Source organism: Chitinophagaceae bacterium C216 (assembly GCA_028485475.2).
Classification (GTDB): Bacteria; Bacteroidota; Bacteroidia; order Chitinophagales; family Chitinophagaceae; genus Niabella; species Niabella composti.
This window is the reverse complement of the sequence record CP144143.1, coordinates 1,278,625-1,303,664: the sequence shown is the minus strand read 5'-3', so window position 1 is coordinate 1,303,664 and position 25,040 is coordinate 1,278,625. Positions and strand designations below refer to the sequence as shown.

Below are 25,040 nucleotides of genomic sequence, written 5' to 3'. Positions count from 1 at the left end.
TTGCTATCGAATCAGGACCATCTTACCATATCCTTTGTTAAAGTATTTATCGGTATTATCTCCGTTCGCTTTATACTTGTCCAAAGATTTACCATGATGATTGGTTAACACTCGATATAAATACACGCCGTTTGCCAATTTCTGACCATACTGATCAGTTCCATCCCACTTAAACTCGGTGATATTTCTACCGATGCGTAAAGGCCCCAATTCCTCTTTGGTAATCTCGCGTACAATCTTGCCTGTAATCGTCAGGATTTGAATACGAATATTCTGCGGAACCTCTGAGCCCGTCAATGTAAAGACAAAGGCTGTTGAAGTCGTAAAGGGATTAGGATAGTTCAGCAAATTGGAGATCATGGGCTTATTGATCACCTGAAATGCTACTCTGTAATTAAGAACACCTGCATAATTACCACTTTGGTCCTTAGCACTCACAATTAACTCATACTCTCCATCTTCCAACAGATGCGGTTTAAAGTTAATTATAGCCATGTTCTTCGCATCATTGGGCGATGGAGGCGTAAAGATAAGAGTATCGTTGTCGAACTGATAATCACGAAGCAGCCCGTTAGGGAACTTCAATTGCACTTTTATCAACTCCGGATTATCCAACAATAAGTACTTCGCATCATCAGTAAGCTTCATCAATATATCGGGTTTGCTCGATACGATGTCTCGGTTAAGTATATGTATACCATCAAATGTAACATCCAAATAAGGATTGATGGTATCGCTACGTACAAAGAAACTGTGATTTATGAAGTTATTAAACTGATATTGCTCGGGTTGATGGTCATTGCCTTCAGGATTCAGTTCTAAGAACACTAAATTATTACCTACAAAGGAACGTGTATCTATGGGAATATTTACCTGTAACGTATCGCCTGCCACTAATGGCCTTACTTTAGGTACAGGGATAACACGTTCGATATTATTCTGATCTCTCACAGTAAGTTTTACAGCAATACTATCAAAATGGCTTGTACTAATGTTCTTGAATGCGAGCCCTAATTGTAATGGTTCTCCGGCCTCTAATGTATCTTTAGCGGAGAAGTACAGATTGGGCGCTACAGCACCTTCGGCCACAGGAGTTGCATAAAGCCTCCAGTATTTTAACTGATAAGGTGTTCTGTCCTCGGGATCCTCGGTATTTATTGCAATTTTTAATCCGGGGTAAGTATTCGCGTTAATAGAAGAGATGTCTACCTCTTTCTGAGCCACCGGAATATTTTGCATCAACACCGTCTCCCCTCCGTTTTTATCTATACCGATGACCGACAAAGTGGCCTTATCCGAAGTAGGAGTTTCTTTACTATACCCATCCCACAGCAGTTTATTCCAGGAAGCAGCTTGGGAGAAGATGGGAGAGGTCATCGATCCCTGCACGCCATTAACCGATACTGTAGCCGAAGCTTGTAAGACACCAGTACCACCTATAGCCTGCGTCAGCGGTACGGGATTACCTTTCTGATAAATAAAAATATATGGGATGGGTGAGGTTACAGAATCAATATAGGTAAAGCCAAGCTGTTTAAACTTGTGGTACAACGAAACCCCAGAACCTAAAACAGCCGTATCACCCTGCCAAACCATAGGTAATATGGATGGTCTACGATAATTATTAGATACACCTACATAGAATCCGTCCGGAATAGAGTCGAGGAAATCCATTACTTTTTTACGGGCTTCCAGCGTTGATAGGTCAAATTGAAAGAAATACGGAAGAGCTGTTGAGGTACGGGGAAGTGGGCGATAACTACCGTACAAACCACTGGTGCCTAAATCGCGGTTCTCCACTGGTTTCATGTTTCGGTTATCAATCAGATAGAATCGTATAGATCTTTCATTTGGATTAACACCGTTCATATCAGCGAGTGCCCCTTGCTGAACAATAATGCCATCTATCTGCAGGGATATATCGGAAATAGGGATAGCGGTCCCAGGTTCAACGGATACAGTTTTAATCATTATCTCGGACCTGAGGCTATCATAGATGAATGTTCTAGATTCATGTAATGTCATGTTTTGATAGCTCGCATTCTGGAACTGGTAATAATGCGACTGATTAAATCCGGTATGATTTCCCGGAAGATAGATGAATGAGGCACTGTTCCACACCGGCTCATCCGACGGAGCATTAGGCACAGCAGCTACGCGCCAGTAATAAACTGTACTATCCCTAAAAGTAATGCCCGGACTAAATGCTACAACGCCACCAGCAGAAGTTTTAGTTTGCGAAACTTTAAAAGAAGAATTAAAGAGCATTGTAGTATCAATTTCCATTATATAGCTTCTTTGTTGCGCAAACGGATTACCTGTAGAAGCACTGAAAGTGATGTTCTGCTGATTAACTATTGAATAATTATATGGATAGATAGGCTTTATATCATCTTCATAGATAAATATATCCTTAATACAAATATTGTTACTCTCGAAAAGTTCGTCAATGGTATTATCTGGATCCACAGTAATCGTAAATTTATTCGCCCCTTTATCCCTTAGCGGATCTATATCAATTCTATATGTCAACGAATCCATATAACGAATACCACTTAATGTATCTCTCCTAATTAGCTGCACGGTTAAATCGGGATAAGTCCTTTTTAGCTCGACAATTACAGGAGTATTAATGGCTTTACCCAAATTTGCAATCTTCGCTTTTATGGTAAAGCTGGGATCAGTAACCGACACTACAGCAGGAGTTACAGTAACCATTGCATCTTCTATGGCATAATCAGGCTTGTCAAACTGATACAAGCGAATAGCGGGGTCTCCGTTAAGATTAAAAACCTCATTCTGTACGCGTGTGAAGATATCAGATTCTCCTCCGACAGCTGCATAAGAATTAGTCACCGTCTTTTGCATTAGCTCGCCCAACGTCTTTCCATAGCTATTACGCGTAAGCTCTCTATAAAATTCCCTATTGTATAACTGTAGGGGGCCTACTCTGCCCAGCGCACTACCTGCCATGATGGCAATACTTCCTCTTTCCCTTGCGAAAAGAAATTTTTCTGCAATGGTATTAATAACACTTAATCTACTTTCATCCCAAATGAAAACATCCCCTACATTACATCCCAACATATTGAATATTGGATATTTTCCTTGGTTGGAATATTGTTGGGGGTCTTCAATATTAAATACCAAAGTTGTTGCAGCAGAATGCCCAAAATAAGTAAGTAATCCTAGGCCCGTATTCATTAGCGCACGTAGCCTCTCTGTGGCTGTTTGTTCAGCACCAGGAACTTGACTCTTCACAAAATCCGAAACTATTGCTCCAAATAATGTATCCTCGATTACTCTTTTATCAAGGTTCAAATAAGCATATAACTGATCAATCAGTGCTTGCTCGTTAGCTCCTACCATGTGTATTACATTCTTCTTCCATATACTAGGAGTCACCTCAGGAACAGGTATAAGCTGCTGCTCATACTGTTTTACCTTTTCAAGATATATTGCTAATTCATCTCCGTTTATTACCGGTATACGTCCTATTGGAGTAAGTGGTATGGAGCTACTACCTTCTGCTGCTAACAGCACATCCGATCCCGGTTCTCCAAATGTGGGTACAAGATTTAACCTTGCCATGAGAGGAGATGATTCGTTGAGACGTGCCGATATATACTTTACACCCTTCCCTGCTATAAAAACATTCTTGATAGGAGAAGAAAAGCTGTTTCTTGCGAACCGTATAAAATTTCGTACTGCAAGGGGGCTATTTTTGATACCATATGCAAACTGGTCTGTCAGCTCATCAATCATGTATACTTTGGCATTATAACTTCCTCCTGCGGGAGAGCTACGATAAGCTCTATACTCTTCCACAGGCTGAGAGCCATTTGAAGCATTTAAAATAGCCTTATGAGTGATGATTAAATAATCTCCTTGATTTTCCGAAGCAAGATAATTGGTAAATCGACGTACCTCTAAACTATTAATCGTTTTTACATTAGAAGCCTCTGTATTTACCAATACCAGCTCGGCTTCCATACTGCTGGGTTGCGTATATACTTTGACTACCGAAGGAGTTGCTACATTAGCTTCATAGCGTCTTCCATTGGTGAAATCGTATAATACCGGAGTTCCGGAATAACTAAAACCTGTAATCTCAAGGTATTTTCCGGAAGAACTGGACGAGAGTTTGAATTTAAAATTGCTAGCCCCTCCAAAATTAAAAATTCTAGGATATGTAAGCTCTATAAAAGCTACTTTAATTCTGTTGTTAGCGGTGTTAGTTTCGTTGGTTACCGAAAATGTTTCCGTAGTACCGGTAAGATTAGCTACAGGAATATTTGTACTAAGTTTGGCATAGTTAAAGGAAATTAAAGTAGCATTAAATACTTGTGCGCTATTGAGCCTCAACTGTACCAAACGGTTATTGGGACTGTTGCCCACAACATTCATTCTAATCTGTGCATCCGGAGCACCAGTTCCTTTATAAGGGAAAATATTGGATAGCGTAAAATTCCTTGTTTTATTCGTTTCGGTAATTTCGTTCGAAGTCCACCCCTCCCCTCCTTCATACGATGAAGAATATGCAGCCGAGGCAACATCTCCTCCATAAGGTCCCAGATGTATGGTTTCATTGGGATAAATTCCCACAGTATGCATGAAATACGGTTCAGCAGTTGCCCCCGATGGAATACTGTTTGGTGTAGGCAAAAATCTTTTATTATTGCCAGTCGGATTTACGGTGAGAAAATAAGCAGCAGTATCGGTAAATAAACTTTTACTATCATTGATATGATCTTCGGGTGTACGGTATAAAGATTTATCGGCCTTACCATCATTTACTTCTCCCCAAAACTCTATGTACCCACCTGTAGCCAATGGTCCCGATTGATTGGAGGTATAAATAGGCACTTCCTGCCCGTTTTTCCATAGTTGAAAATGAGATACATCCACATTTCCCAGATTGGCAGCAGCAATCACAGACTGAGGAATACGATACAAGCCTGTTGCACCTACTTTAAACTTATAATAAGTTTTGGAATAATCAATCCATTCATTATTGAATGGTTGCGCTGCAGCATACCCCCAATAAAAAATAGATAGTATCAATAGCAGTTTCTTCATTAACGTATCCGTTTATTAAAAAACAACAGATTTATCTCTTCTTCTGATATCAACTCTTAAAGAAAAGACATGTGTGAATAATGGGTTAGACTGGTTGGCGAGATTAGCATACGCATAATCTACAACCACCGACTTAATGCGGAACCCAACTCCCACACTGGGCTGGTAAATCCACACCTTTTTTTGATTGAGTGTATCGCCATCTGCTAACCCCTTTTGAAAATTGTTGATACCGCCTCGTACAAAGAGGATATTCTTATAGCTATACTCTAACCCCAGTTTTGGATCAATACTTATCGGATCACCACTGATGACTGTATTTCTTTGCCCATCAAAAGTGATATCAAAATCAGTTTCTGCAAGCAGTGTGGAAGTTTTCCCTATGTTAAAGATACGGGAAGCACCCACCGTTAACCGTGGCGATGTTAACTCTGTTGAACGTACAGGAATATCATTCTGGGTAAGATATAGCACCTCCTTTTCCTTATCGGTAAAATTAAACGACCAAGTATTGAAAGTACTGGTTACATCCTTTGCTACTATCCCAAAACGCCACTTGTCCTTAAAAATCTGTAATCCTGCATCTAAACCAAAGCCCCAAGCTTTTGCAAATTTCCCTACACTGCGATGAATGATTTTGGCATTGGCACCAAAATTAATCATCTGCCCTTCCGTTCTTCTTAAGTTCTGCGCATAAGACAGCAAGAAGGCATAATCAGCCGAAGAAAACGTCTGAATATTGTTATAATCTAGAGAACCATCAGGATTTACCAAAAACAAAGTATTGGCGATATCGTCTACCGCAAACCGCAGCCCCGTAATTCCTAGTACACGTTTTTCGTTATTGGTGGGTAATGCAACGCTCGCATAATCGTATTTACCAATGCCCGCAAAATACTCGGAATGCATCAGGTTTACCTGGGTCATATTCTGCACATGCACGAGACCTGCAGGGTTCCAATATCCGGCAGCACCGTCCGTTATGGAGGCTGCCTGAGCACTACCCATAGATAAGCCACGCGCTCCCGCTCCAATATTCAAAAATTCATTGGAGTACTTACGGAACTGTGCATTTACAGACTGCATGGCTAATATCAGCCCCGATATCAAAAGAAGTTTAATAGTTCTGGTTAGTGATAATAATTTGGTTGTCACAGGTAGAAGATTCTTACAACAAATTTATATTTATATAAGCCAATTCTCTCTTAGCCATTACTCTTTAGTGCAAAATAACAATATCTCAGATTATGTAGTTAATTTATTCTGCGAACTAGCAATTATTGAGCCGAATTTTATTTATAATACTTGAAAGCAAAAGTATCAAATTAAAAACTTCTACAATATAAAATCATCAACATTTTATACTTTTTTTTCGTTTATCGTTCAACAAATTAAAAGTCTATTTTTGCGGTTATGGATCTGATAAAAGAATTAAAGTGGCGGGGAATGGTGCAGGATATGATCCCCGGTACAGAGGAACAGTTGAGAAAAGAACCTACCGTGGGGTACATCGGGTTTGACCCTACCGCTACTAGTCTGCACATCGGCAGTCTGGTTCCTATTTTATTACTCGTTCACTTTCAGCGAGCTGGTCATAAACCCATTGTGCTTATTGGTGGGGCCACTGGTATGATAGGCGACCCTTCGGGGAAAAGTGAAGAGCGCGTACTGCTTACCGAGAACCAGCTAGCCGAAAACATTGCAGGTATTAAAAAGCAATTGGAAAAATACCTGGACTTTGACCCGGCAAACCCCAATGCTGCCGTCATGGTGAATAACTACGACTGGTTTAAAAATATTTCATTCATAGAGTTTTTGCGGGATGCGGGCAAGCACATCACCGTAAATTATATGATGGCAAAAGACAGCGTGAAAAAACGCTTTGAAGGAGATGCAGGTATCAGCTATACTGAATTTGCTTACCAGCTCATGCAGGGATACGATTTTTACCATCTTTATAAGGAACATAACTGCAAACTGCAGATGGGAGGAAGCGACCAATGGGGCAATATTACCACCGGTACAGAATTCATCCGCCGCAAGATTCATGGAGAAGCTTTTGCATTTACCTGCCCGCTGATTAAAAAAGCAGATGGTACCAAGTTTGGTAAAACCGAACAAGGCAATGTATGGTTGGATCCCGAAAGAACATCACCTTACCAGTTCTATCAGTTTTGGCTAAACGCCAGCGATACGGACGCAGAAAATTGGATTAAGATCTTCACCTTCCTGGACGAATCCACCATCAACGATCTCATTGGCCAGCATCATGCAGATCCTTCCAAAAGAGTACTGCAGAAAGCGCTGGCAAAAGAAATCACCACCTTTGTACACGGGAAAGAGGAATATGAAAAGGCATTGGCAACTACTGAGAAACTCTTTGCCAACCAAACCAAGCCCGCCGAGGAAATGACTATTGAAGATTTGGAAGGTATGGAAGGTATCGTAAAATCAACGATCGAGAGAGAAAAAGTTAATGCTGGCATAGATATTGTTTCATTACTTGCAGAAACAAAAATCACTTCCAGTAAAAGTGAAGCTCGTAAGCTGATACAGGGAGGTGGCATACAACTCAACCGAAGAAAGATCGACGATGTGCAATTCGTTGTAGACAGCGTAAGACTTCTACACGATAAATATCTCCTTCTGCAAAAAGGTAAGAAGAATTACTTTTTAGTAGAAGCCGTTTAGTAAAGCCTTAGTAACAATATAGCAAAAGCATGTGATGCATTCACATGCTTTTTTATTTTAGAAATATAAACAACGCTCCGATAAATGTAAGCGCTATCACTAACTTTCGATAGCTATCATCTTTAATCTGCTTTACCAATTTTACACCTAAGACAAAACCCCCTATTAGAGCCGGCAATAAAAGCAGATCGATTTGCAAGGACGCTAAAGTGATATTTTTCCAGAAAATCACCTGAAATGGCAGCTTAAATAAATTGATTACTAGGAAGACCCATGCTGCAGTTCCAATAAACCGCTCCTTGGGCATACGCATAGCCAAAAAATAAATATTAGCAAATGCTCCGGCCAAATTACCAATCATAGTGGTAAATCCCGATATAAGCCCCATACTTATCACAAACCCTTTATTGGAAGGCATCACCGTCTTATTGCGCATTTCGAGATACAACATAAGAAAAATGGTTACTACAATAATAATAGCCATTACTTTTTTAAATAGCTGCTCGTTCATGTCTCCACCCACATACACCCCTATTAATATTCCTACAGCCATCCATGGAATCAATTTCCAGAAATGATGCCACTGTGCATGACGATGATAATATTTTACGGCCATGATATCGGCCAGACATAGCAAGGGCAATACCACACCTGTGGAGGCCTTTCCGCCTAAAACAATAGCCATAAGGGTAACATTTAGCATGTCTACCCCTTTCAGTCCAGCTTTGGACAATCCGATAAAAAAAGCAGCCAATAGCAGCAGTATCCAGTGTGCTAAAGGATAGCTATGTATCAGTAGTTGCAAATGTTTATTTCAATTTTTTGAGAACCGCCCACATTTCTTGAGCCACCAACAAATTACCCTGATTGTTCAGATGCACTCTGTCGGTAGTCAAAATACCTTTTTCTTCGTTTTTAGGATTGTGCTTGTCCAAATATTCCATAAAAGCTTTGCGCAAATCTACCAGCGGAATATTATTGGCTGCTGCATATTGACGAATCCATTTAGAATAGTAGTTGAGATCGCCATCCTGCAAATTGGTATCATCATTATACTCGCCTATCACGGATGGGGTACAGATTACCGGCTGAATACCTGCCTGCTTCATTTTGGTAATCATCTTATCATAAAATGCTCCAAATTTTTTAAACTCAGTACCTGTACCACTAGTGGTTTTATGCCATACATCGTTTATACCGATGTATACCACTACAATATCAGGCTTCTGATCCAATACATCTTCCTGAAAGCGGAAGAATAAATCATATACGCGATTGCCGCCTATTCCCTTACCTACCCACTCAAACTCATCCTGACGTCCTTCTAGTTTGCTCAAACTGTCGATTTTAGGAATATAACCGCCGGGTTGGGCTCCTTGCTGGGTTATAGAATCGCCAAAGAAGATAACTTTTTTTCTCTTAGCTGGCTGAAAGGCAAACAATGCTAGGACTGCCATCAGCAGCAAGTATTGTATCTTTTTCATATTACATTTAATAAAAAAATTAGAAGTAAAAAAGCGTCACAAGTTTAAAGAAAAGATTACGAAATAGCTTCAAAAATTAGAAAAACTTCACTTTGGAGGGATATCGTTTAGCATATGAAAAAAGCATATGTGTAATCACCTTGTTTTCTCTGTAAGGCGTCACCAGCTCTTTGAACTGTTCGGGAGTTTCAATTGCAAGATCAGAAGCAATAAATCCCATGCCATAAAACTTGCCTTGCCATACTAAAATGCAGGACCGCTGCTCATCGGTAATACCTTTATCTATGATGGCAAAAGAAGGCTGCGCTTTTAACTTTTCCAATGCCTGTGTAACACGCTCATTATAAGATTCCACAGGCTCTAGTTTTTCACAGGCGCCTTTGCAATACGCTGCGTGTGCCTGTTCGTCATACAACTGTTCTTTTATAAAACAAAGACGTGGACAAAGATGAAAGTCTTGCACCAGCTGTCTTAACGCCGCACTGGCATTTTCGTAGTGATGGTAGGAACTAATGACTTCCGTTCGACCATTTACCTTGTCTACAGCTAAACGCAGATAGCCGTTCTGATCGGCATAACATACAATACCAAACACGTCTTCCCGTTTTTTCTGAGAAGCATTAAATCTGGGCCACAAACGTTTAATCTCGGACGATTCTTTGATGGCAGCCATCAACTCTGTACCGCATTCTTCAAAACTAATACGATGTACATAGCGCATAAAATTTTGCTTCTGTCTACCAGTAGAGTTGTTACTAAAGTGACTACTCACGCGATGGCGAATATTTTTAGCCTTACCTACATAGACTACCTTACCTTTTTCATCATGAAAATAATATACCCCCGGTGTAGTAGGCAGGCGCTCGAAATCGCTCTTGGGCACATGTGGCGGCAAAACTTGCTCCTTCGAGTTCCGCTTCAGACTTTTGAGAATATGTCCTTCCGTATCACGTTGTAATAAAAGATGAAATAGTGCTGTAGTGGCCTCGGCATCGCCTCCCGCACGGTGATGATTGACATGTCTAATACCAAGACTGTGACACAGGTTACCCAAACTATACGACCGCAAGCCGGGAATTATTTTGCGGCTCAATCTAACAGTACATAATTTTTGCGCATCATATTCATAACCACAATATCTGAGTTGACTCCTGATAAAGGAGTAATCAAAATTTACATTGTGCGCAACGAATATTCGGTCTTTTAAAATCTCATAAATATCCTCCGCCACCTCTTCAAACAAAGGAGCATCTGCTACCATTTCGTCGGTAATGCCGGTCATGGCCTGAATATACGAGGGAATACGATGCACAGGATTGATGAGTGTTTCATACCGGTCTATCACCTTTTCTCCATCAAACACAATAATACATATCTCGGTAATTCCGTTGGCAGCGGCATAACCGCCCGTAGTTTCAATATCGGTAATGGCGTATTGAATGGTTTGGAAATTTTAAAATTCAGCAATGAAGAATGTTCAAAAAAGAGCATTTGCTGCCAATAACTAGCCGGCAACTGCTAAATTCGCAAAAAAATACACTTGATGAGCGATGTGAATAAATTTGAAATGTTTAGAAACCGGTTAACAAAGGTTTTCAAGCATTTACAAAAGATCGCAAGAAAGCAAAATGTTTCCTGCTTCAGGATTTATGATCATGATTTACCTGAATTCCCCTTCATTATTGAAAAGTATGAAGATCGATTATACGCTTCTGAATATAAAAGAAGGCATAATCTTACGGAAGAACAACATCAGCTTTGGGTAAAGGAAAGCATGAAAGTCATGTCTGAAATAATAGGCATACCGCTCGAAAGCATATTTATAAAACTTCGGCAGCGTAAGCCCGGCCGCGAAGGACAATATCAAAAAACAGGCAATACCAAAAATGAATTTGTCGTTAGGGAAAATAACCTGCAATTTATTATCAACCTTAGTGATTACTTAGATACTGGGTTGTTTTTAGACCATCGCATTACACGGAAAATGGTAATGGAACAGGCTCACGGCAAACGTGTACTTAATCTTTTTGCCTATACAGGCTCCTTTTCGGTGTATGCAGCAGCCGGAGGGGCTACGCAAGTAACTACAGTAGATCTTTCCAATACCTATACCCACTGGGCCCGAAGAAATATGCAACTCAACCATTTTAATGAAGGCGATAAATACGCTTTTGTAGTTGCCGATGCCGTGCAATACATTAAAAACTTAAAGCCGGCCTCCTACGATATTATTGTACTGGACCCTCCCACATTTAGTAACAGTAAAAAAACCGATACGATTCTAGATATACAGCGGGATCATGTACAACTGGTGAATGATTGTCTCAAAGCGCTCACCCCAAATGGACTTTTGTATTTCAGTAATAATTACACCAAATTTGTATTGGACACCGCTAACATTCAAGCGGCTACTATAAAAGATATTACCCGACAAACAACGCCTTTTGACTTTGAAGGAAAGCTAAAGCGCTGTTGTTTCCTCATCACAAAGTAAAACTGTTACCTTTGCACCATGTTTGAAAAGGATGATCTGCAGGTAAGATGGTGGCAACTGGAAGCGAAACTGACCGAACGTTTTGGTAAAAAACCGGACCTAGAAACTATTCTGTTTCTTATCGGTATACAAGAACTGGGCGTCATTAAACGCCGATTCACCAAAGAACAGAAACAGGATCTCATGCATATTGCTGTATGCCGTGTGTTAGCCCCCAGCGGTTACTATGAATTAGAAAAAGTAGATAAAGACGGCTGGCCCCATTACCGTCAACTCAAACCTATGGCCAATATGAACCCAGTTGACCAAGAAAACTTCATCAAAGATCACGTATTACTGTACTTTGATGAAAACGACTTCTAATAAGCGCTCCCTTCTTTAATTTAAATCAAATATAAGCAGTCTTACCAGTGAGTATACTCACTGATATAGGACAGAGAAGGTGCTATCCCCGTTGTAATGTCTCTAATTCAGTTAGAGATTATCTCTGTGCTTTTTATCGGCCTCTTCCTTACTGATATTACTTTCCATGATTTTGCCTCCTCTACGCCCCAAGGTAGAAACAGGACCTTTCATCGCATTCTGAGGATCGGTAGTATCCAGCGTTTCAGGATCGGGCTTGATAGGCGTAATATCCTTATCGTCTTTTTTCTTTTTATCGTTATTGTGGTTCTCCATAGGAACTATTTTTAGTGAAATAATAATTTAATTCCTTAAACAGATAATTCAAGGATAGAACTGTAAAGGCTAGTAAATGAAGCTGTTTATTGTATAGTGATATACACATCCCCCATCGGGCTTCCTGATGCCATATTACTTTTACCCACTACAATAACATAATTGCCCTTCTGGGTAGCATTAAATTCCACCTCCTGTCCAAAGGGGCCATCCGCACTCCCGTCCGGCATTACGATTTGATTTACCCGTATGTTTCCATACTCATTACGATGCCGTACATTAATTTTCAAGAGTCCAGGTTGCACATCAATTAAATGAATACGAACTGATTGTGAGTTACTTTTAATCGTCTTATGTATATGTGCGGGTAGATTATTCGCCGCAACCGTCTCACTAATTATTTCCTCAATGGGTAATATAGCAACACTAGTGTCTATAACTTCGGTGCTATCCGCGATATCCAACGTATCTACTGCACTTGCAGCCTGCTCTGGCTGCTCCCCTTTAGAGTTCCGACTAGTATGACAACCATACACCAGTACTACTGCTACAGTAAAAAATAAAACCAGCCATTTCATATTTATACTAAAGCAAAAAAGTTGCCAACATTAGTCGGCAACTTTTACAAAACCAACAAAACTAAGACCTTACTCCTCCCGATGGTTGCAGCCGTTATTCTCCAGCTCCTGATTTTATGCGGTTTTGCTCTTCTCCGGCACTACCTGTACGACGCCGTGCCTGAGAAATTCCATTTTTACCAAACTTATATACAAAGGATACGTTAAATACCGGGTTATCCATTTTACGGCTATTTCTGATATCGATGTTTACATCGGCATAACGGGTAAATCCATTAAAATTGCTCGTTCTGAATATATCTCTTACGCCGACCTTAATAGTACCTTTTTTATTCAATATCTGTTTCGCCACGGCCATGTTTAGGCTACCCATAGAAGTACCGATAAGCAATCCTTCCGATAAGCGATACGCATACCAACCGCTCAGCTCTGCCATCCAAGTTTTAGCAAACGTAAAGGTGTTGCTCATATTACCCATAAAACCGGTAACATTTACCTCCACAGGAATATTTACAGAACCATTGTTGTAAATACCATTATATTTATTGTTATAAAGATTGGCATAGACATTAGCCATCCACCATTTTTTCACTTGCTTATTGGCAGTAATAGTAATGCCCCACTGACGCATTTTACTGATGTTGTCTTTCACCTGAAATGCAGTCTTCTTTTCATTATCCTGTTGCAGAATTTCGGTAATGATATTATTGGTGAGTGTGTAATTAATAGTAGTGGTTAAAAAGCGGTTAAATGTATGGCTCAGCTCCACATTATTCGAAAACTGTGGCTGCAGATAAGGGTTACCTTGGCCGTAAGTAAGGGAATCTAGAAAGAAAACAAAAGGATTCAGGTCTTCATAATTAGGCCTTCTAATTCTTCTACTGTATGCAAGGCTCAGCTGATTTTTATCGTTTACCGCATAAGTTACCCCCACATTGGGAAACAGATTGGTATAATTTCTTTTAAAGCTGGAGTCATTTTTTATCTGCGTACCTCTAGCTATGGTATTTTCAAGACGTAAACCTGCAGTGAGCTCCCATTTCTTCACTGTAGCGGACAAAATACCGTAAGCAGCATTTATATTTTCCTTATAGATGAAATGATTAGAACGGGATACATCGGGCCACCAACCGGTGCTAGTATCGCGGCGATAAATAACCTCGTTGTCAGTATTCACATAACTACTTTTAATACCTGCTTCTAACTTTAGATCTTTTGTAAAAGGATGTAAATAATCAATTTTACCACTACGGATTTTTATAAAGGAGGGGAAATCGCCATCAAGCAAGATAGTATTACCGATTTTAGTATTATCAGGATTATAAATTTCGGTTGTTAGCAGGTTATCACCATTATTCTTATAATATCCATAATCCAAATCCACAGTGATTTCTCTACCCGAAGAATCAAAAGTGTGTTTATAGTTGACGTTGGTATTGATATTGGAGAAGGATACTGCATTGTAAGCATCAGAAATAAAGGTGGTGGTAGTAATATCGCTTGCATCCTTTAGATGAGATGTAGTATTTTGCTGGCTTCTCCATTTGCTGTCGCTACCGGTAACCACCACTCCTACTACATCCTTATCGCTGAAATAGTAATCAGCACCTACTTTTGCATTGTGCCAATAACTTTTGTTATGCCTGTATGTAAACTGTGCAGAAGCCCCGTTCTGAATGTTATCACTATAAAATCTTCTGTACAAATCCAATGTACTAAGCCCTTCCCAGGTTCCTCCGTTATAGCTTCCGAAGAGATTCCATTTATTATTCCTATAATTGATATTAGCGCCTCCATTATATTTTGGATACAAGCCTTGAGCGTAATTGAGATCTACATTTCCATTCACTCCTTTAATGGAGCCTTTCTTGGTTTTAATATTGATAATGCCTGTATTTCCCTCCGCGTCGTATTTTGCAGGAGGCGTGGTCATAATTTCTATTTGATTCAGATTACTAGATTGAATACTTTTCAGCAGGGATGCTAGCTGTGTGCCGCTCAGATAAGTAGGTTTACCGTCAATCAATACCAATACTCCGCCTTTTCCCTTTAAACTGATATTCCCATCGGCATCCACAGAAACTCCAGGCGATTTCTCTAAGATCTCTAATACGTTTAAGCCGGCATTGGTAGGAGAAGCATCTACGTTTACCACCGTCTTTCCGGCTTTTACTTCTACAGGAGGTTTTTTGGCTGTAACAACTACGCCGGCAAGTTGTGTGTTGATTTTCTCCATGATGAGATCTTTCACTGTCGTATGCTGCAAACTAAATCTATCTGAATATGTAGGTATATAACCTATACTTGTTACCTGCAATAAATAATTGCCCGGACGAATATCTTCAAAGCGATAGCTTCCTTTATCGTCGGCTACGCTTAATTTGACTAGAGAAGAGTCTTCCGCTTTCAATAAAGATACTGAGGCTTTAGATAAAGGCTTAAGTTCAGTATCAGTAATGGTTCCTGAAATCACTTGAGCATTTACTGTTGTACAAAAAACATAAGTAGTAAGAAGCGCAATTAACTGTTTCATCGATGTCCTTTTTAGATTTTCTCAGAGGTACAACCCATTGCTCATTATCGGAAAACGGGAGTAAATCCCTGTGAAACAATTGTGTTGTACAGCTTTATTTTTAAACAAAACTATCTCTGAGCGCTATCGACAAAAAGCACTTAGCGGTGAACGGCATAAAACAACCGACGAACGCAAAAGAAGTCAGCATAAATGGTAATGGAGTTTTTATTTTTCACGAGAAAGCTCACATCAAGCATTACACTTTATTATTTTCTAAACACTTATACCGACAACTTCAGGTGTGAAAAAAATATTTTTATTTTCGGGAAATATTAAAGGGATTTAACCATATTTGTACCTCAAAATCATATCAAGCTATGAGTTATCCTGATACACTGCGCTACACGAAAGACCACGAATGGATTAGATTGGAGGGCAATATCGCCACAGTGGGTATTACCGATTTTGCTCAAAGAGAGCTGGGAGATATTGTATTTGTAGAAGTTGAAACCGTAGGTAAGAAACTGAATGCAAATGATGTGTTCGGCACGGTGGAAGCTGTAAAAACAGTTTCGGACTTGTATCTGCCGGTAAGCGGAACAATTACCGAATTAAATCCGGCGCTTGCTAATGCACCTGAACTGGTAAATACCGACCCCTATGGCGAAGGCTGGATGATCAAAATGACAGTAGATAACCCCGCAGATGTGGATAGTTTACTTGATGCGGCAGCTTATGAAGCTATTACAGGATAATTCTACTACAATACCAAGTTTTGAAAAAAATATTGAATAGTCACTGGCCGGCCCTTTTGTGGTCGGCCATTATCGTAACGCTATTGTGCATACCGGGCTCCTCTGAGCCTGAGAGTTCATCTCTTTTTAGCATTCCACACATAGATAAATATATCCACTTTATACTCTTTGCTCTCTTTGTGATTTTCTGGGGGCGAGCTATCAGCAATAAACCTAAGGCCCTTTTTCGTAAAAAGCTTGTATGGATTACTCTTGCGGGAATATTCCTGGGATATATCCTAGAACTCGTGCAAAAACATTTTATACCTTACAGAAGTTACGATGGATGGGATGTGGTAGCAGATGCAGCAGGAGCTATTTTGGGATTACTTATTAGTCTGAAAATATCAGCCCAAAAATAAACCCCTGTAGAAACAGGGGTCGCAACCAAAACTAACTGCTTATGAGAAAATTGACTATCTTATGTTTGTCTCTATTATAATAACGCTATAGTAAAGACTTTATTTTTGTGCATTTGTTAAAGTAATCAAAAAAAACGTTTTTGCTTTATCCCTTCAACTCTTAGGTTCTAAGCAAAAATACATTTCTAATAATTAATAAACACAAATCATGCCAAAAAATTGATTTGTGTTAAAATAATAAGCTATTATAGATTACTGCAATGTGGTTATTTAAACGATTCACTCTTAGCCTTTTCATTTTTCCACCAACGGATTCCAATAATAGTCATTACTATTAAAGGCAAAAATGCAAGATAAATAATGCCCGTATTCATTCCCCGGGCCGGTCCCTCACCCAGTTGCTGTGCGGTTTTTGTACAGATAGAGCATTGTGCTAATAGCACTGTGTATTGTGTAATAAGGAAGGCTAGGAAAAGGACCAATCGCTTAATCATGATGCAAAGTTAGAATTAGATCTTTAATAATCGAAATTCATTAGAATGGAACATACACGTAGTACGTTTCCAATACAACTATTATTGTAACAACTATAGGCTTAAAAGGTTACAATAAAAAATCCCGGTTGCCCGGGAGGTTTATATGATTTAGGTGACTTACCTAAGCTTCTGCAGCCATTTTCTTAGCCTGTCTGTTACGCTCGGTTTCATCTAATATCACTTTACGCATGCGAATAAAATTGGGTGTTACTTCAATGCACTCGTCATGCTGAATATATTCCATACACTCCTCGAGCGTCATTAAGGTTTTTGGTGCAATACGTGTAGCATCGTCACTACCGCTGGCTCTATGGTTGGTAAGCTTCTTTTCTTCTGTGGCATTTACAACTAAATCACCAGGTTTTACATTTTCTGCCAGTATTTGACCAGCATACACTTCCTCACCCGGATCTACAAAGAAAGTCCCTCTATCCTGCAGTTTATCAATGGAGTAAGCTGTGGTTTTACCCTGATTTTTCGAAATCAACACGCCATTATTTCTTCCTGGAATAGGACCTTTCCAGGGTTTATAATCACTAAAGCGGTGAGCCATCACAGCCTCGCCGGTAGTGGCAGTTAAAATCTGAGTACGTAATCCGATTAACCCCCGAGCAGGGATATCAAACTCCAGATGCTGCATTTCGCCTTTGGTTTCCATTACCAGCAGCTCTCCTTTTCTGCGAGTTACCAAATCAATTACCTTGCTTGCAAACTCCTCCGGCACATCCACCACTAAGGTTTCGTATGGCTCACATTTTTTGCCATCAATTTCTTTGGTAATCACCTGCGGTTGTCCTACAGTAAGTTCGTATCCTTCTCTACGCATGGTTTCAATTAATACACCCAGATGCAGAATGCCACGTCCGTATACCAGAAAACTTTCTCCACCTTCTGTTTCTTCCACACGCAAAGCTAAATTTCGTTCTGTTTCTTTTAGTAATCTTTCGCGCAAATGACGACTGGTTACAAACTTACCGTCGCGGCCAAAAAACGGAGAGTTATTGATGCCGAAAGTCATGTTCATGGTAGGTTCATCCACACTTATCACAGGCAGTGCTTCCGGATTTTCCGCATCGGCAATGGTATCACCAATATTAAAATCTTCAATACCTACTACAGCACAAAGATCCCCTGCAGGTACTTCGGCTACTTTTTTCTTTTCCATTCCTTCAAACACATACAACTCTTTTACACGGGTCTTTCTGATACTACCATCGGCTTGAACCAGTGCTACTTGTTGATTTTCCTTGATAACACCACGACTTACCTTTCCAATAGCGATACGTCCCAAGAAAGATGAATAATCTAAAGAGGTGATTTGTAATTGAAGGGAGCCCTCTTGCACGCTGGGCGGTGGCACATGCTTAATTATGCCATCCATCAAAGGCTCAATATTGTCGATCTCAGTTAAGGAATCATTAAACCATCCATGCTTACCTGACCCATAATAGGTGGGAAAATCAAGTTGCTCTTCTGTTGCATCTAGGTGGAAGAACAGATCGAAAACGGCATCGTGCACCTCTTCGGGGCGACAGTTGGGTTTATCTACCTTATTAATGACAACAATAGGCTTCAACCCCAAAGACAAAGCTTTTTGTAATACAAAACGAGTCTGAGGCATAGGCCCTTCAAAAGCATCTACCAATAGTAACACCCCATCGGCCATCTTCAATACTCGTTCCACTTCACCACCGAAATCGGCGTGTCCCGGTGTATCAATCACATTGATCTTTACGCCCTTGTAAGTAACGGCGGCATTCTTACTAAAAATAGTGATGCCTCGCTCGCGTTCCAGATCGTTGTTATCCATAATTAATTCCCCGGTAGCCTGATTTTCTCGGAAAACTTTGGTGGCGTGTAGGATTTTATCTACTAATGTGGTTTTACCGTGGTCTACGTGAGCTATAATAGCGATATTACGTATGTTCATGTGTTCTTTATATAAATGAAAAAGATATAGGGCGGATTTTAATAAATCATCCCTCCTTCTAAAAAGAGCGCAAAGGTACGACTTTTACACAGGTTGACCTAATTGAAACTATTTTGCTCCATTATGAGATAATGGGCTGATTAGCTGGCTATTCACCAGCGAAAACGACATATAGCTTAGACAAACATAAAAAGCTTAGATTCAGATGAGAATAAATTGAAGTATTTATTAACTTGCTGCATTAACAACTGTTAGTATGAATCGCACCATTATTGCCGGAATAGGAAAATATATTCCTGAAAAAGTAGTTACCAACCACGAGCTTACCAAAATAATGGATACCTCGGATGAATGGATTCATGAACGCACAGGCATTCAAACCCGACACTATGCAAAACGATTTGAAGAAACCACTTCCATATTGGGCGTAAAAGCGGCTGAAATAGCCATTGAGCGTGCCGGTATTCAAAAAAGCGATATCGACTTTATCATATTTGCAACTCTTAGTCCCGATTATTTTTTCCCAGGCTGTGGTGTACTAGTGCAACGTATGCTAGGCCTGAAAGAAATTGGAGCACTGGACATCCGTAACCAATGTAGCGGGTTTGTATATGGGTTGAGTGTGGCCGATCAATTTATCAAAACAGGCATGTATAAAAACATACTGCTGATTGGCGCTGAAGTACATTCTTTTGCCTTAGACTTCAGCACCAGAGGTAGAAGCGTATCGGTAATTTTCGGCGATGGAGCGGGAGCCGTCATCCTACAACCATCACCATCAGAGAATCGTGGCATACTAAGCACTCATCTGCACAGTGATGGCGAAGGAGCCGAACTTCTCAGCATGCCTAATCCAGGTTTCCATGCAGGCGTACACAATAAAGAATGGGAACCCCGTGTTGATGAAAATAATCCCTATACCAATCTTTTTATAAATAAAGACTTGGTAGAGCGAGAAGATATTTATCCCTATATGGACGGACAGACTGTATTTAAAAAAGCTGTAGTCAAAATGCCTGAAGCCATTCAAGAGGCATTAGCGACAAATGGTTATCAACAAAATGATATTAACCTGTTGATTACCCATCAAGCTAATCTACGTATCTCCCAATACATTCAGCAAAAGCTGAACCTCAAAGAGGACCAGATGTTCAATAATATTCAGCATTACGGCAATACTACAGCGGCTTCCATCCCTATTGCGCTTTGTGAAGCTTGGGAACAAGGAAAAATTAAAGAAGGCGATCTCGTTTGCCTAGCGGCTTTTGGAAGCGGTTTTACATGGGGAAGTGCAATAATGAAATGGTAACACTTGTTAATGGCTAGGTGTATAATCCACCATTTACAGACAGTACATGCCCCGTAATGTATCCCGATTCCTTACTTGCCAAAAATCCTACTGCATGCGCTACTTCTTCGGGAGTGCCGAAGCGGTTTACAGGAATCAGTTGTTTCATCTGTGCTTCATCTATATCAGCCGTCATATCCGTTTTAATAAAACCCGGAGCTACGGCGTTAACCGTGATATTGCGCTTACCCACTTCTTGAGCAAGTGCTTTTGTAGCTGCTATGATACCCCCTTTTGCTGCTGAGTAATTGGTTTGCCCGGCAAGTCCTTTTAATCCGCTCAGTGACACTACATTGATAATTCTGCCATATCGTTGACGTAACATGCTATTTACAACAATACGGGTAACGTTAAAAAATCCTCCGAGACTCGTGTCTAGAACATTATCCCACTGCTCGTCTTTCATCCACATCAACAATACATCATCCTTAATACCGGCATTATTGACCAGCACTTCAATTATCTTATCCGAATTGGCTTCTATCCATCCAGTGAGCACACGCTGCACTTCTTCTCGATTGGCAACATCGAATTGCAACAGTTCTCCACTACTACCGGCCTCATTTACTGCTTTGAGTGTTGCTTCTGCTTTTTCTCGATTACCTTTATAGTTGATGAGCACATGGTACCCCATGGTTGCCAGCTTCACACAGATGGCACTACCAATACCGCGCGACCCTCCGGTTACTAAAGCACAATTCATATTATAGTTTTGAAGTTGAGATTTTACAATGCAAGCTAATCGCCTTCGCTAAATTTGAGATACGGCATTTGCCTCCAACCAACTGCGCATTTTAGCAAGGCTTTTATACATCGGACTATCTTCAATAAATTTAGGAAAGATATTCCTGAGGCTATTATAGAGCGCCCGGGTTTTTGAAGACATTAAGTCCTGACAGTTTAAATAGTCCACCCCCTGCAACAAGGTCATAGCTTGAATGGCCAGCACTTCATATGCATTATCAATTACTTTTTTGGTAAGCTGTGCTGCATTGAATCCCATGCTTACGATATCTTGATTATCGTTATTATTAGGAATACTGTGTACATACATGGGATAAGAAAGCGTCTGACTTTCTGCAGTTGTCGATGTAGCCGTAAACTGTATTCCCTGCATACCAAAGTTGAAGCCCAACACACCAAGGTTCACAAAAGGAGGAAACTTTTGGTTCAACTTGGAATTGAGCAAATAATTCAATTGACGCTCACTAAGCATAGTAAGCTTTGTAATAGCTATTTTCAACTTATCCATTTCGAATGAAACATAATCGCCGTGGAAATTGCCTCCATGAAAAATGTTATGATTGGCTACATCTACCACAGGATTATCGTTCACCGAATTCAGCTCATTCACCACTGTCTCCTCAGCGTGTAATAGTGTATCATATACCGGTCCTAACACCTGAGTCACACAGCGCAATGAATAATACTCTTGCACTTTGTCTTCAAACACATCGTGCTGAATATTCTCCGGATTATATAAGTGTTCAGAGCGGCTACGAATCATCTTACTGTCTTTCAGAATGTTCCGAAAAACCTCCGCTACATAATTCTGTCCTTTGTGATGCTTAACGATATTGAGCTCGTAGGAGAAATGATCATCGTATACTTCCATCAGCTCATTAGTAAGAGCCGACAATGCAATGGCCCACTCCACCAAGCGGTGAGCACGAATAATATTCAGCAGGCCTACTCCCGTCATTCCCGAAGTTCCGTTTATAAGCGCAAGGCCTTCTCGTATATGTATTTGCAAAGGTTTTAACCCTGCCAATTCAAACCCCTGTGCAGCCGGCATTAATTGTCCTTGGTACCATACTTCCCCCTCGCCTATCACGCCTAAAGCAAGGTGCGCCAGTTGTACCAAATCGCCACTTGCGCCTACTCCTCCGTGCTCGTAAATACAGGGTATGAGATCGGCATTGATCATATCTGCCAGCAATATAGGTAGGTCAGGGACTACACCGGAATACCCTTGCAAAAAATTATTGAGGCGGGTAATCATGACAGCACGCCCTAATAACGGATTTAATACGGCACCGCCTCCACTTGAATGACTTCTAATGAGATTGTACTGAAGCTGCAGGGTATTTTCGCTACTAATTTTGTATTGAGCCATCGGCCCAAACCCTGTATTAATGCCGTATATAAGTTTATGATCAGAAAACTGTTTGAGAAACTCAAAAGAAGATTGAACCTTCTCCAACGCTTGCGGATCAATGGAAATCTGCTTTTTGTGTAGCAGTATTTCCTCAAAATCCCTCAAAGACAGCTGTTTACCGCCTATCTGTATCATTAAACAATTGTATATTATTAAAACTGAGGAAGCAAAAGAACAAAATATCTGTCTGGCTGCCAAAAATATCCTCCCCTACATACCTAGTCTGTGTAGTAGCGAAGTTTTACCCGATACTAACCTAACTTTTATTTTACGTCTTTCACACAACGAAAACCTGTGTGTTCCAATCCGGTATCCGGACTGCTCTTCATCCGACGTGCCACTCGATATCCGCTGCAATAAGAGTCGTTACATAAGAAGCTCCCCCCTCTCAAACTTCTTTTGAGTGTATAGGGCTCTTGCGGATCATAAGAAGAATCGGGGCCTTTGGGATCTACAGTAAGTTTTCCCTCTAACTGTTTGTAGTAGTCGTAATGATATAAATCGCTACACCACTCCCATACATTACCAGCCATATCATAGAGGCCGTATCCATTGGGAGGATAAGATTTTACGGGTGCTAGTTTAACATAACCGTCTTTCTGTTCATTTAAATATGGGAACTTCCCCTCCCAAGTATTAGCTTTAGGTTTACCCTGGTTCACATGCTCATTACCCCAGGGATAGATATTATTAATAAGTCCCCCACGTGCTGCGAACTCCCACTCTGCCTCGGTAGGCAGCCGCTTGCCTGCCCACTTACAGTAAGCTTGCGCATCTTCCCAGCTTATGTGTACTACCGGATAATCATCTTTACCCTCGATAGAGCTTCCCGGTCCTTCGGGCTGACGCCAATTGGCACCTTTCTTCCATGTCCACCATTGGCTATAATCGTTTAAATCAACAGGACCGTCAGAGGGCTTAAATACGAGCGATGCCGGTACCAGCACACTATCTGGCGGCTTGGGTGTGCCGGGGGGCAATGACTTTTTGATTTCTTCCCAATCGGGTGCCCGTTCTGCGGTTGTCACATACCCGGTGGCTTCCACAAATTTTCTAAACTGAGCATTGGTCACCTCAGTAATATCCATATAAAAAGGAGACACCTGTACCTTATGCTTGGGATATTCATCGGGACTGGCCTGATCGTTATCGGCACCCATTTCAAAAACACCCCCGGGTATTAATACCATTCCTTCTAACGATGAATCCCCACTGAAAGGTATATTGGAAGTGTCAGCAGTAATATACCGGGATGGTACCTGCATGCAGGAGTGTGATGAATCTGCACGCTTTTTATCGGCGTCACTTCCCGATTGATTTTTACAAGCAATTAGTAAAACAATAATCGAAAGTAGCGCAAATCTTTTTGTATTCAGAAGCATTAATTAATAATTATTCAATCCGAAGAATTAGAGTAAAATCAATGTTAAACCGGATAAAGTTAATTGAAATAACAATTATACAGTTACTGTAAGAACTGTTTTATAAGATTTCTACCGAAAATATTTGCAATCACTATTTTTAGGGAGTCTCCAACTTACCGAATAATTCGGTGGGTTTTATTCGCACCCCAAAAGTGTAAGGGGTAATATCCAATCCTCTTTTGTACATGCTTTTAAATGCATAGGAGCCGTACAGACGCAATACTCCTAGATTCAACTCGCCCATATACGCCAGTTTCCAAGGACGCAAGTCAAAATCCCCCCTAACCTTGGACTTACCCTCATCGGAATTAATAAACTTATTTCTGGCTGAATAGAGATATCCAACACTTACACCCGCACTGATTTCGAAGGGGTAGAGACGTGTAGGCGTCAGATTTAAATTCAACATGATGGGAACGGTAATATAATCTGCAGCTAGTTTATTTTTTCTATAGGAGCGGTTGTTTGTCTGATCCAAGTACATTACCGGGGAGTTATGCACAGCCTCGGTAATAGCCTGATAGCGTACCGGTTGCTTGTAATGATAATTATTCAACTCCAGCCCCAACCCATACTGAAAGTTCACATAATGATTAATAAGATTAAACTGCTGGGTCACAAACCATATGTTGACGTTGCGCGATATAAAAGGTTTTAGATCCAGCCATGTTTCATTTGCTCCAGGAGCATAATCTTGTGCTTCCACACCGGTATAATCGGTGTTGTCTGCATAATTAGAAACACCCAAGTCGATAATAGCCCATTGTGTTTTTACATTTCTAGGACTAATACTGCTACTTAATTTTTTTAAAAACCTTCTCCTCCCCGACTCTATAGGAGCATTATCGCGGATAATAGTTACGCCACCTATTACTAGGGTATCTGGTTTGGGTTCGTCCTGAGCTTTACCACATATGGCCAGCATCAGAAAAAGTACGATGCATAAAAATCTGGCTAACATAATACTGT

At 40.5% G+C, this 25,040-nt stretch carries 20 protein-coding genes; 6 read left to right on the top strand and 14 right to left on the bottom strand.

Annotation, left to right across the window (positions count from 1 at the left end; all coding sequences use genetic code 11):
• Positions 1-3: 3 nt before the first annotated feature.
• A complete protein-coding gene (locus PIECOFPK_RS05400; protein ID WP_409966685.1) occupies positions 4-5,079 on the bottom strand; it encodes a C25 family cysteine peptidase in 5,076 nt (1,691 codons plus the stop codon).
• Positions 5,080-5,094: 15 nt separating this feature from the next.
• The gene (locus PIECOFPK_RS05395) at positions 5,095-6,234 is read right to left on the bottom strand and encodes a PorV/PorQ family protein (protein WP_330973391.1); all 1,140 of its coding nucleotides are present in this window, start codon (positions 6,232-6,234) and stop codon (positions 5,095-5,097) included.
• A gap of 258 nt (positions 6,235-6,492) precedes the next feature.
• Between PIECOFPK_RS05395 and tyrS the strand changes: the two genes are divergently transcribed.
• Complete coding sequence (gene tyrS, locus PIECOFPK_RS05390; protein WP_330973390.1) at positions 6,493-7,770, top strand: tyrosine--tRNA ligase; 1,278 nt, start codon at positions 6,493-6,495, stop codon at positions 7,768-7,770.
• Positions 7,771-7,822: 52 nt separating this feature from the next.
• Here the strand turns inward: tyrS and PIECOFPK_RS05385 are convergent, their stop codons facing one another.
• The 3 genes from PIECOFPK_RS05385 to PIECOFPK_RS05375 all read right to left on the bottom strand — a co-directional run bounded on the left by PIECOFPK_RS05385 (position 7,823) and on the right by PIECOFPK_RS05375 (position 10,683).
• Complete coding sequence (locus PIECOFPK_RS05385) at positions 7,823-8,575, bottom strand: sulfite exporter TauE/SafE family protein (protein WP_330973389.1); 753 nt, start codon at positions 8,573-8,575, stop codon at positions 7,823-7,825.
• A 4-nt stretch (positions 8,576-8,579) separates the two neighbouring features.
• The gene (locus PIECOFPK_RS05380; protein ID WP_409966684.1) at positions 8,580-9,254 is read right to left on the bottom strand and encodes an SGNH/GDSL hydrolase family protein; all 675 of its coding nucleotides are present in this window, start codon (positions 9,252-9,254) and stop codon (positions 8,580-8,582) included.
• A gap of 76 nt (positions 9,255-9,330) precedes the next feature.
• Positions 9,331-10,683 carry an exonuclease domain-containing protein gene (locus PIECOFPK_RS05375; RefSeq protein WP_409966812.1) on the bottom strand — a complete coding sequence of 451 codons (1,353 nt, stop codon included), beginning with the start codon at positions 10,681-10,683 and terminating at the stop codon, positions 9,331-9,333.
• 114 nt (positions 10,684-10,797) lie between these two features.
• Between PIECOFPK_RS05375 and PIECOFPK_RS05370 the strand changes: the two genes are divergently transcribed.
• Both PIECOFPK_RS05370 and PIECOFPK_RS05365 read left to right on the top strand, forming a co-directional pair.
• A complete protein-coding gene (locus tag PIECOFPK_RS05370) occupies positions 10,798-11,748 on the top strand; it encodes a class I SAM-dependent methyltransferase (protein ID WP_409966683.1) in 951 nt (316 codons plus the stop codon).
• A gap of 18 nt (positions 11,749-11,766) precedes the next feature.
• Positions 11,767-12,111, top strand: coding sequence for a hypothetical protein (locus PIECOFPK_RS05365; RefSeq protein WP_330973386.1), 345 nt, complete (start codon positions 11,767-11,769; stop codon positions 12,109-12,111).
• A gap of 111 nt (positions 12,112-12,222) precedes the next feature.
• Here the strand turns inward: PIECOFPK_RS05365 and PIECOFPK_RS05360 are convergent, their stop codons facing one another.
• The 3 genes from PIECOFPK_RS05360 to PIECOFPK_RS05350 form a co-directional block, all read right to left on the bottom strand.
• Positions 12,223-12,426 (bottom strand): hypothetical protein, encoded by a 204-nt coding sequence (locus tag PIECOFPK_RS05360; protein WP_330973385.1) that lies wholly within the window; start codon positions 12,424-12,426, stop codon positions 12,223-12,225.
• Between the two features lie 86 nt (positions 12,427-12,512).
• On the bottom strand, positions 12,513-13,004 hold the full coding sequence (locus PIECOFPK_RS05355) for a hypothetical protein (RefSeq protein ID WP_330973384.1): 492 nt from the start codon (positions 13,002-13,004) through the stop codon (positions 12,513-12,515).
• Between the two features lie 94 nt (positions 13,005-13,098).
• Positions 13,099-15,537: a TonB-dependent receptor domain-containing protein gene (locus tag PIECOFPK_RS05350; protein WP_409966682.1), complete on the bottom strand. Its 2,439-nt coding sequence runs from the start codon at positions 15,535-15,537 to the stop codon at positions 13,099-13,101.
• Between the two features lie 359 nt (positions 15,538-15,896).
• On the opposite strand from PIECOFPK_RS05350, the gene gcvH reads away from it, so the two are divergent.
• Both gcvH and PIECOFPK_RS05340 read left to right on the top strand, forming a co-directional pair.
• Positions 15,897-16,274: a glycine cleavage system protein GcvH gene (gene gcvH / locus PIECOFPK_RS05345; RefSeq protein WP_330973382.1), complete on the top strand. Its 378-nt coding sequence runs from the start codon at positions 15,897-15,899 to the stop codon at positions 16,272-16,274.
• Between the two features lie 20 nt (positions 16,275-16,294).
• The gene (locus PIECOFPK_RS05340) at positions 16,295-16,675 is read left to right on the top strand and encodes a VanZ family protein (protein WP_409966681.1); all 381 of its coding nucleotides are present in this window, start codon (positions 16,295-16,297) and stop codon (positions 16,673-16,675) included.
• A 266-nt stretch (positions 16,676-16,941) separates the two neighbouring features.
• Here PIECOFPK_RS05340 and PIECOFPK_RS05335 read toward each other — a convergent pair whose 3' ends face one another.
• Complete coding sequence (locus tag PIECOFPK_RS05335) at positions 16,942-17,169, bottom strand: hypothetical protein (RefSeq protein WP_330973380.1); 228 nt, start codon at positions 17,167-17,169, stop codon at positions 16,942-16,944.
• 163 nt (positions 17,170-17,332) lie between these two features.
• Positions 17,333-19,141 carry a translational GTPase TypA gene (gene typA / locus PIECOFPK_RS05330; RefSeq protein ID WP_409966680.1) on the bottom strand — a complete coding sequence of 603 codons (1,809 nt, stop codon included), beginning with the start codon at positions 19,139-19,141 and terminating at the stop codon, positions 17,333-17,335.
• A 256-nt stretch (positions 19,142-19,397) separates the two neighbouring features.
• Here typA and PIECOFPK_RS05325 point away from each other — a divergent pair, with 256 nt between their 5' ends.
• The gene (locus tag PIECOFPK_RS05325) at positions 19,398-20,450 is read left to right on the top strand and encodes a 3-oxoacyl-ACP synthase III family protein (RefSeq protein WP_409966679.1); all 1,053 of its coding nucleotides are present in this window, start codon (positions 19,398-19,400) and stop codon (positions 20,448-20,450) included.
• 13 nt (positions 20,451-20,463) lie between these two features.
• Here PIECOFPK_RS05325 and fabG read toward each other — a convergent pair whose 3' ends face one another.
• The 4 genes from fabG to PIECOFPK_RS05305 form a co-directional block, all read right to left on the bottom strand.
• Positions 20,464-21,192 (bottom strand): 3-oxoacyl-ACP reductase FabG, encoded by a 729-nt coding sequence (gene fabG, locus PIECOFPK_RS05320; RefSeq protein ID WP_330973377.1) that lies wholly within the window; start codon positions 21,190-21,192, stop codon positions 20,464-20,466.
• A gap of 48 nt (positions 21,193-21,240) precedes the next feature.
• A complete protein-coding gene (gene hutH / locus PIECOFPK_RS05315) occupies positions 21,241-22,782 on the bottom strand; it encodes a histidine ammonia-lyase (RefSeq protein WP_330973376.1) in 1,542 nt (513 codons plus the stop codon).
• Positions 22,783-22,910: 128 nt separating this feature from the next.
• Positions 22,911-24,029, bottom strand: a complete 1,119-nt coding sequence (locus tag PIECOFPK_RS05310) for a formylglycine-generating enzyme family protein (protein ID WP_330973375.1) — start codon at positions 24,027-24,029, stop codon at positions 22,911-22,913.
• A gap of 139 nt (positions 24,030-24,168) precedes the next feature.
• Positions 24,169-25,032 carry an outer membrane beta-barrel protein gene (locus PIECOFPK_RS05305; protein ID WP_330973374.1) on the bottom strand — a complete coding sequence of 288 codons (864 nt, stop codon included), beginning with the start codon at positions 25,030-25,032 and terminating at the stop codon, positions 24,169-24,171.
• Positions 25,033-25,040: the final 8 nt, after the last annotated feature.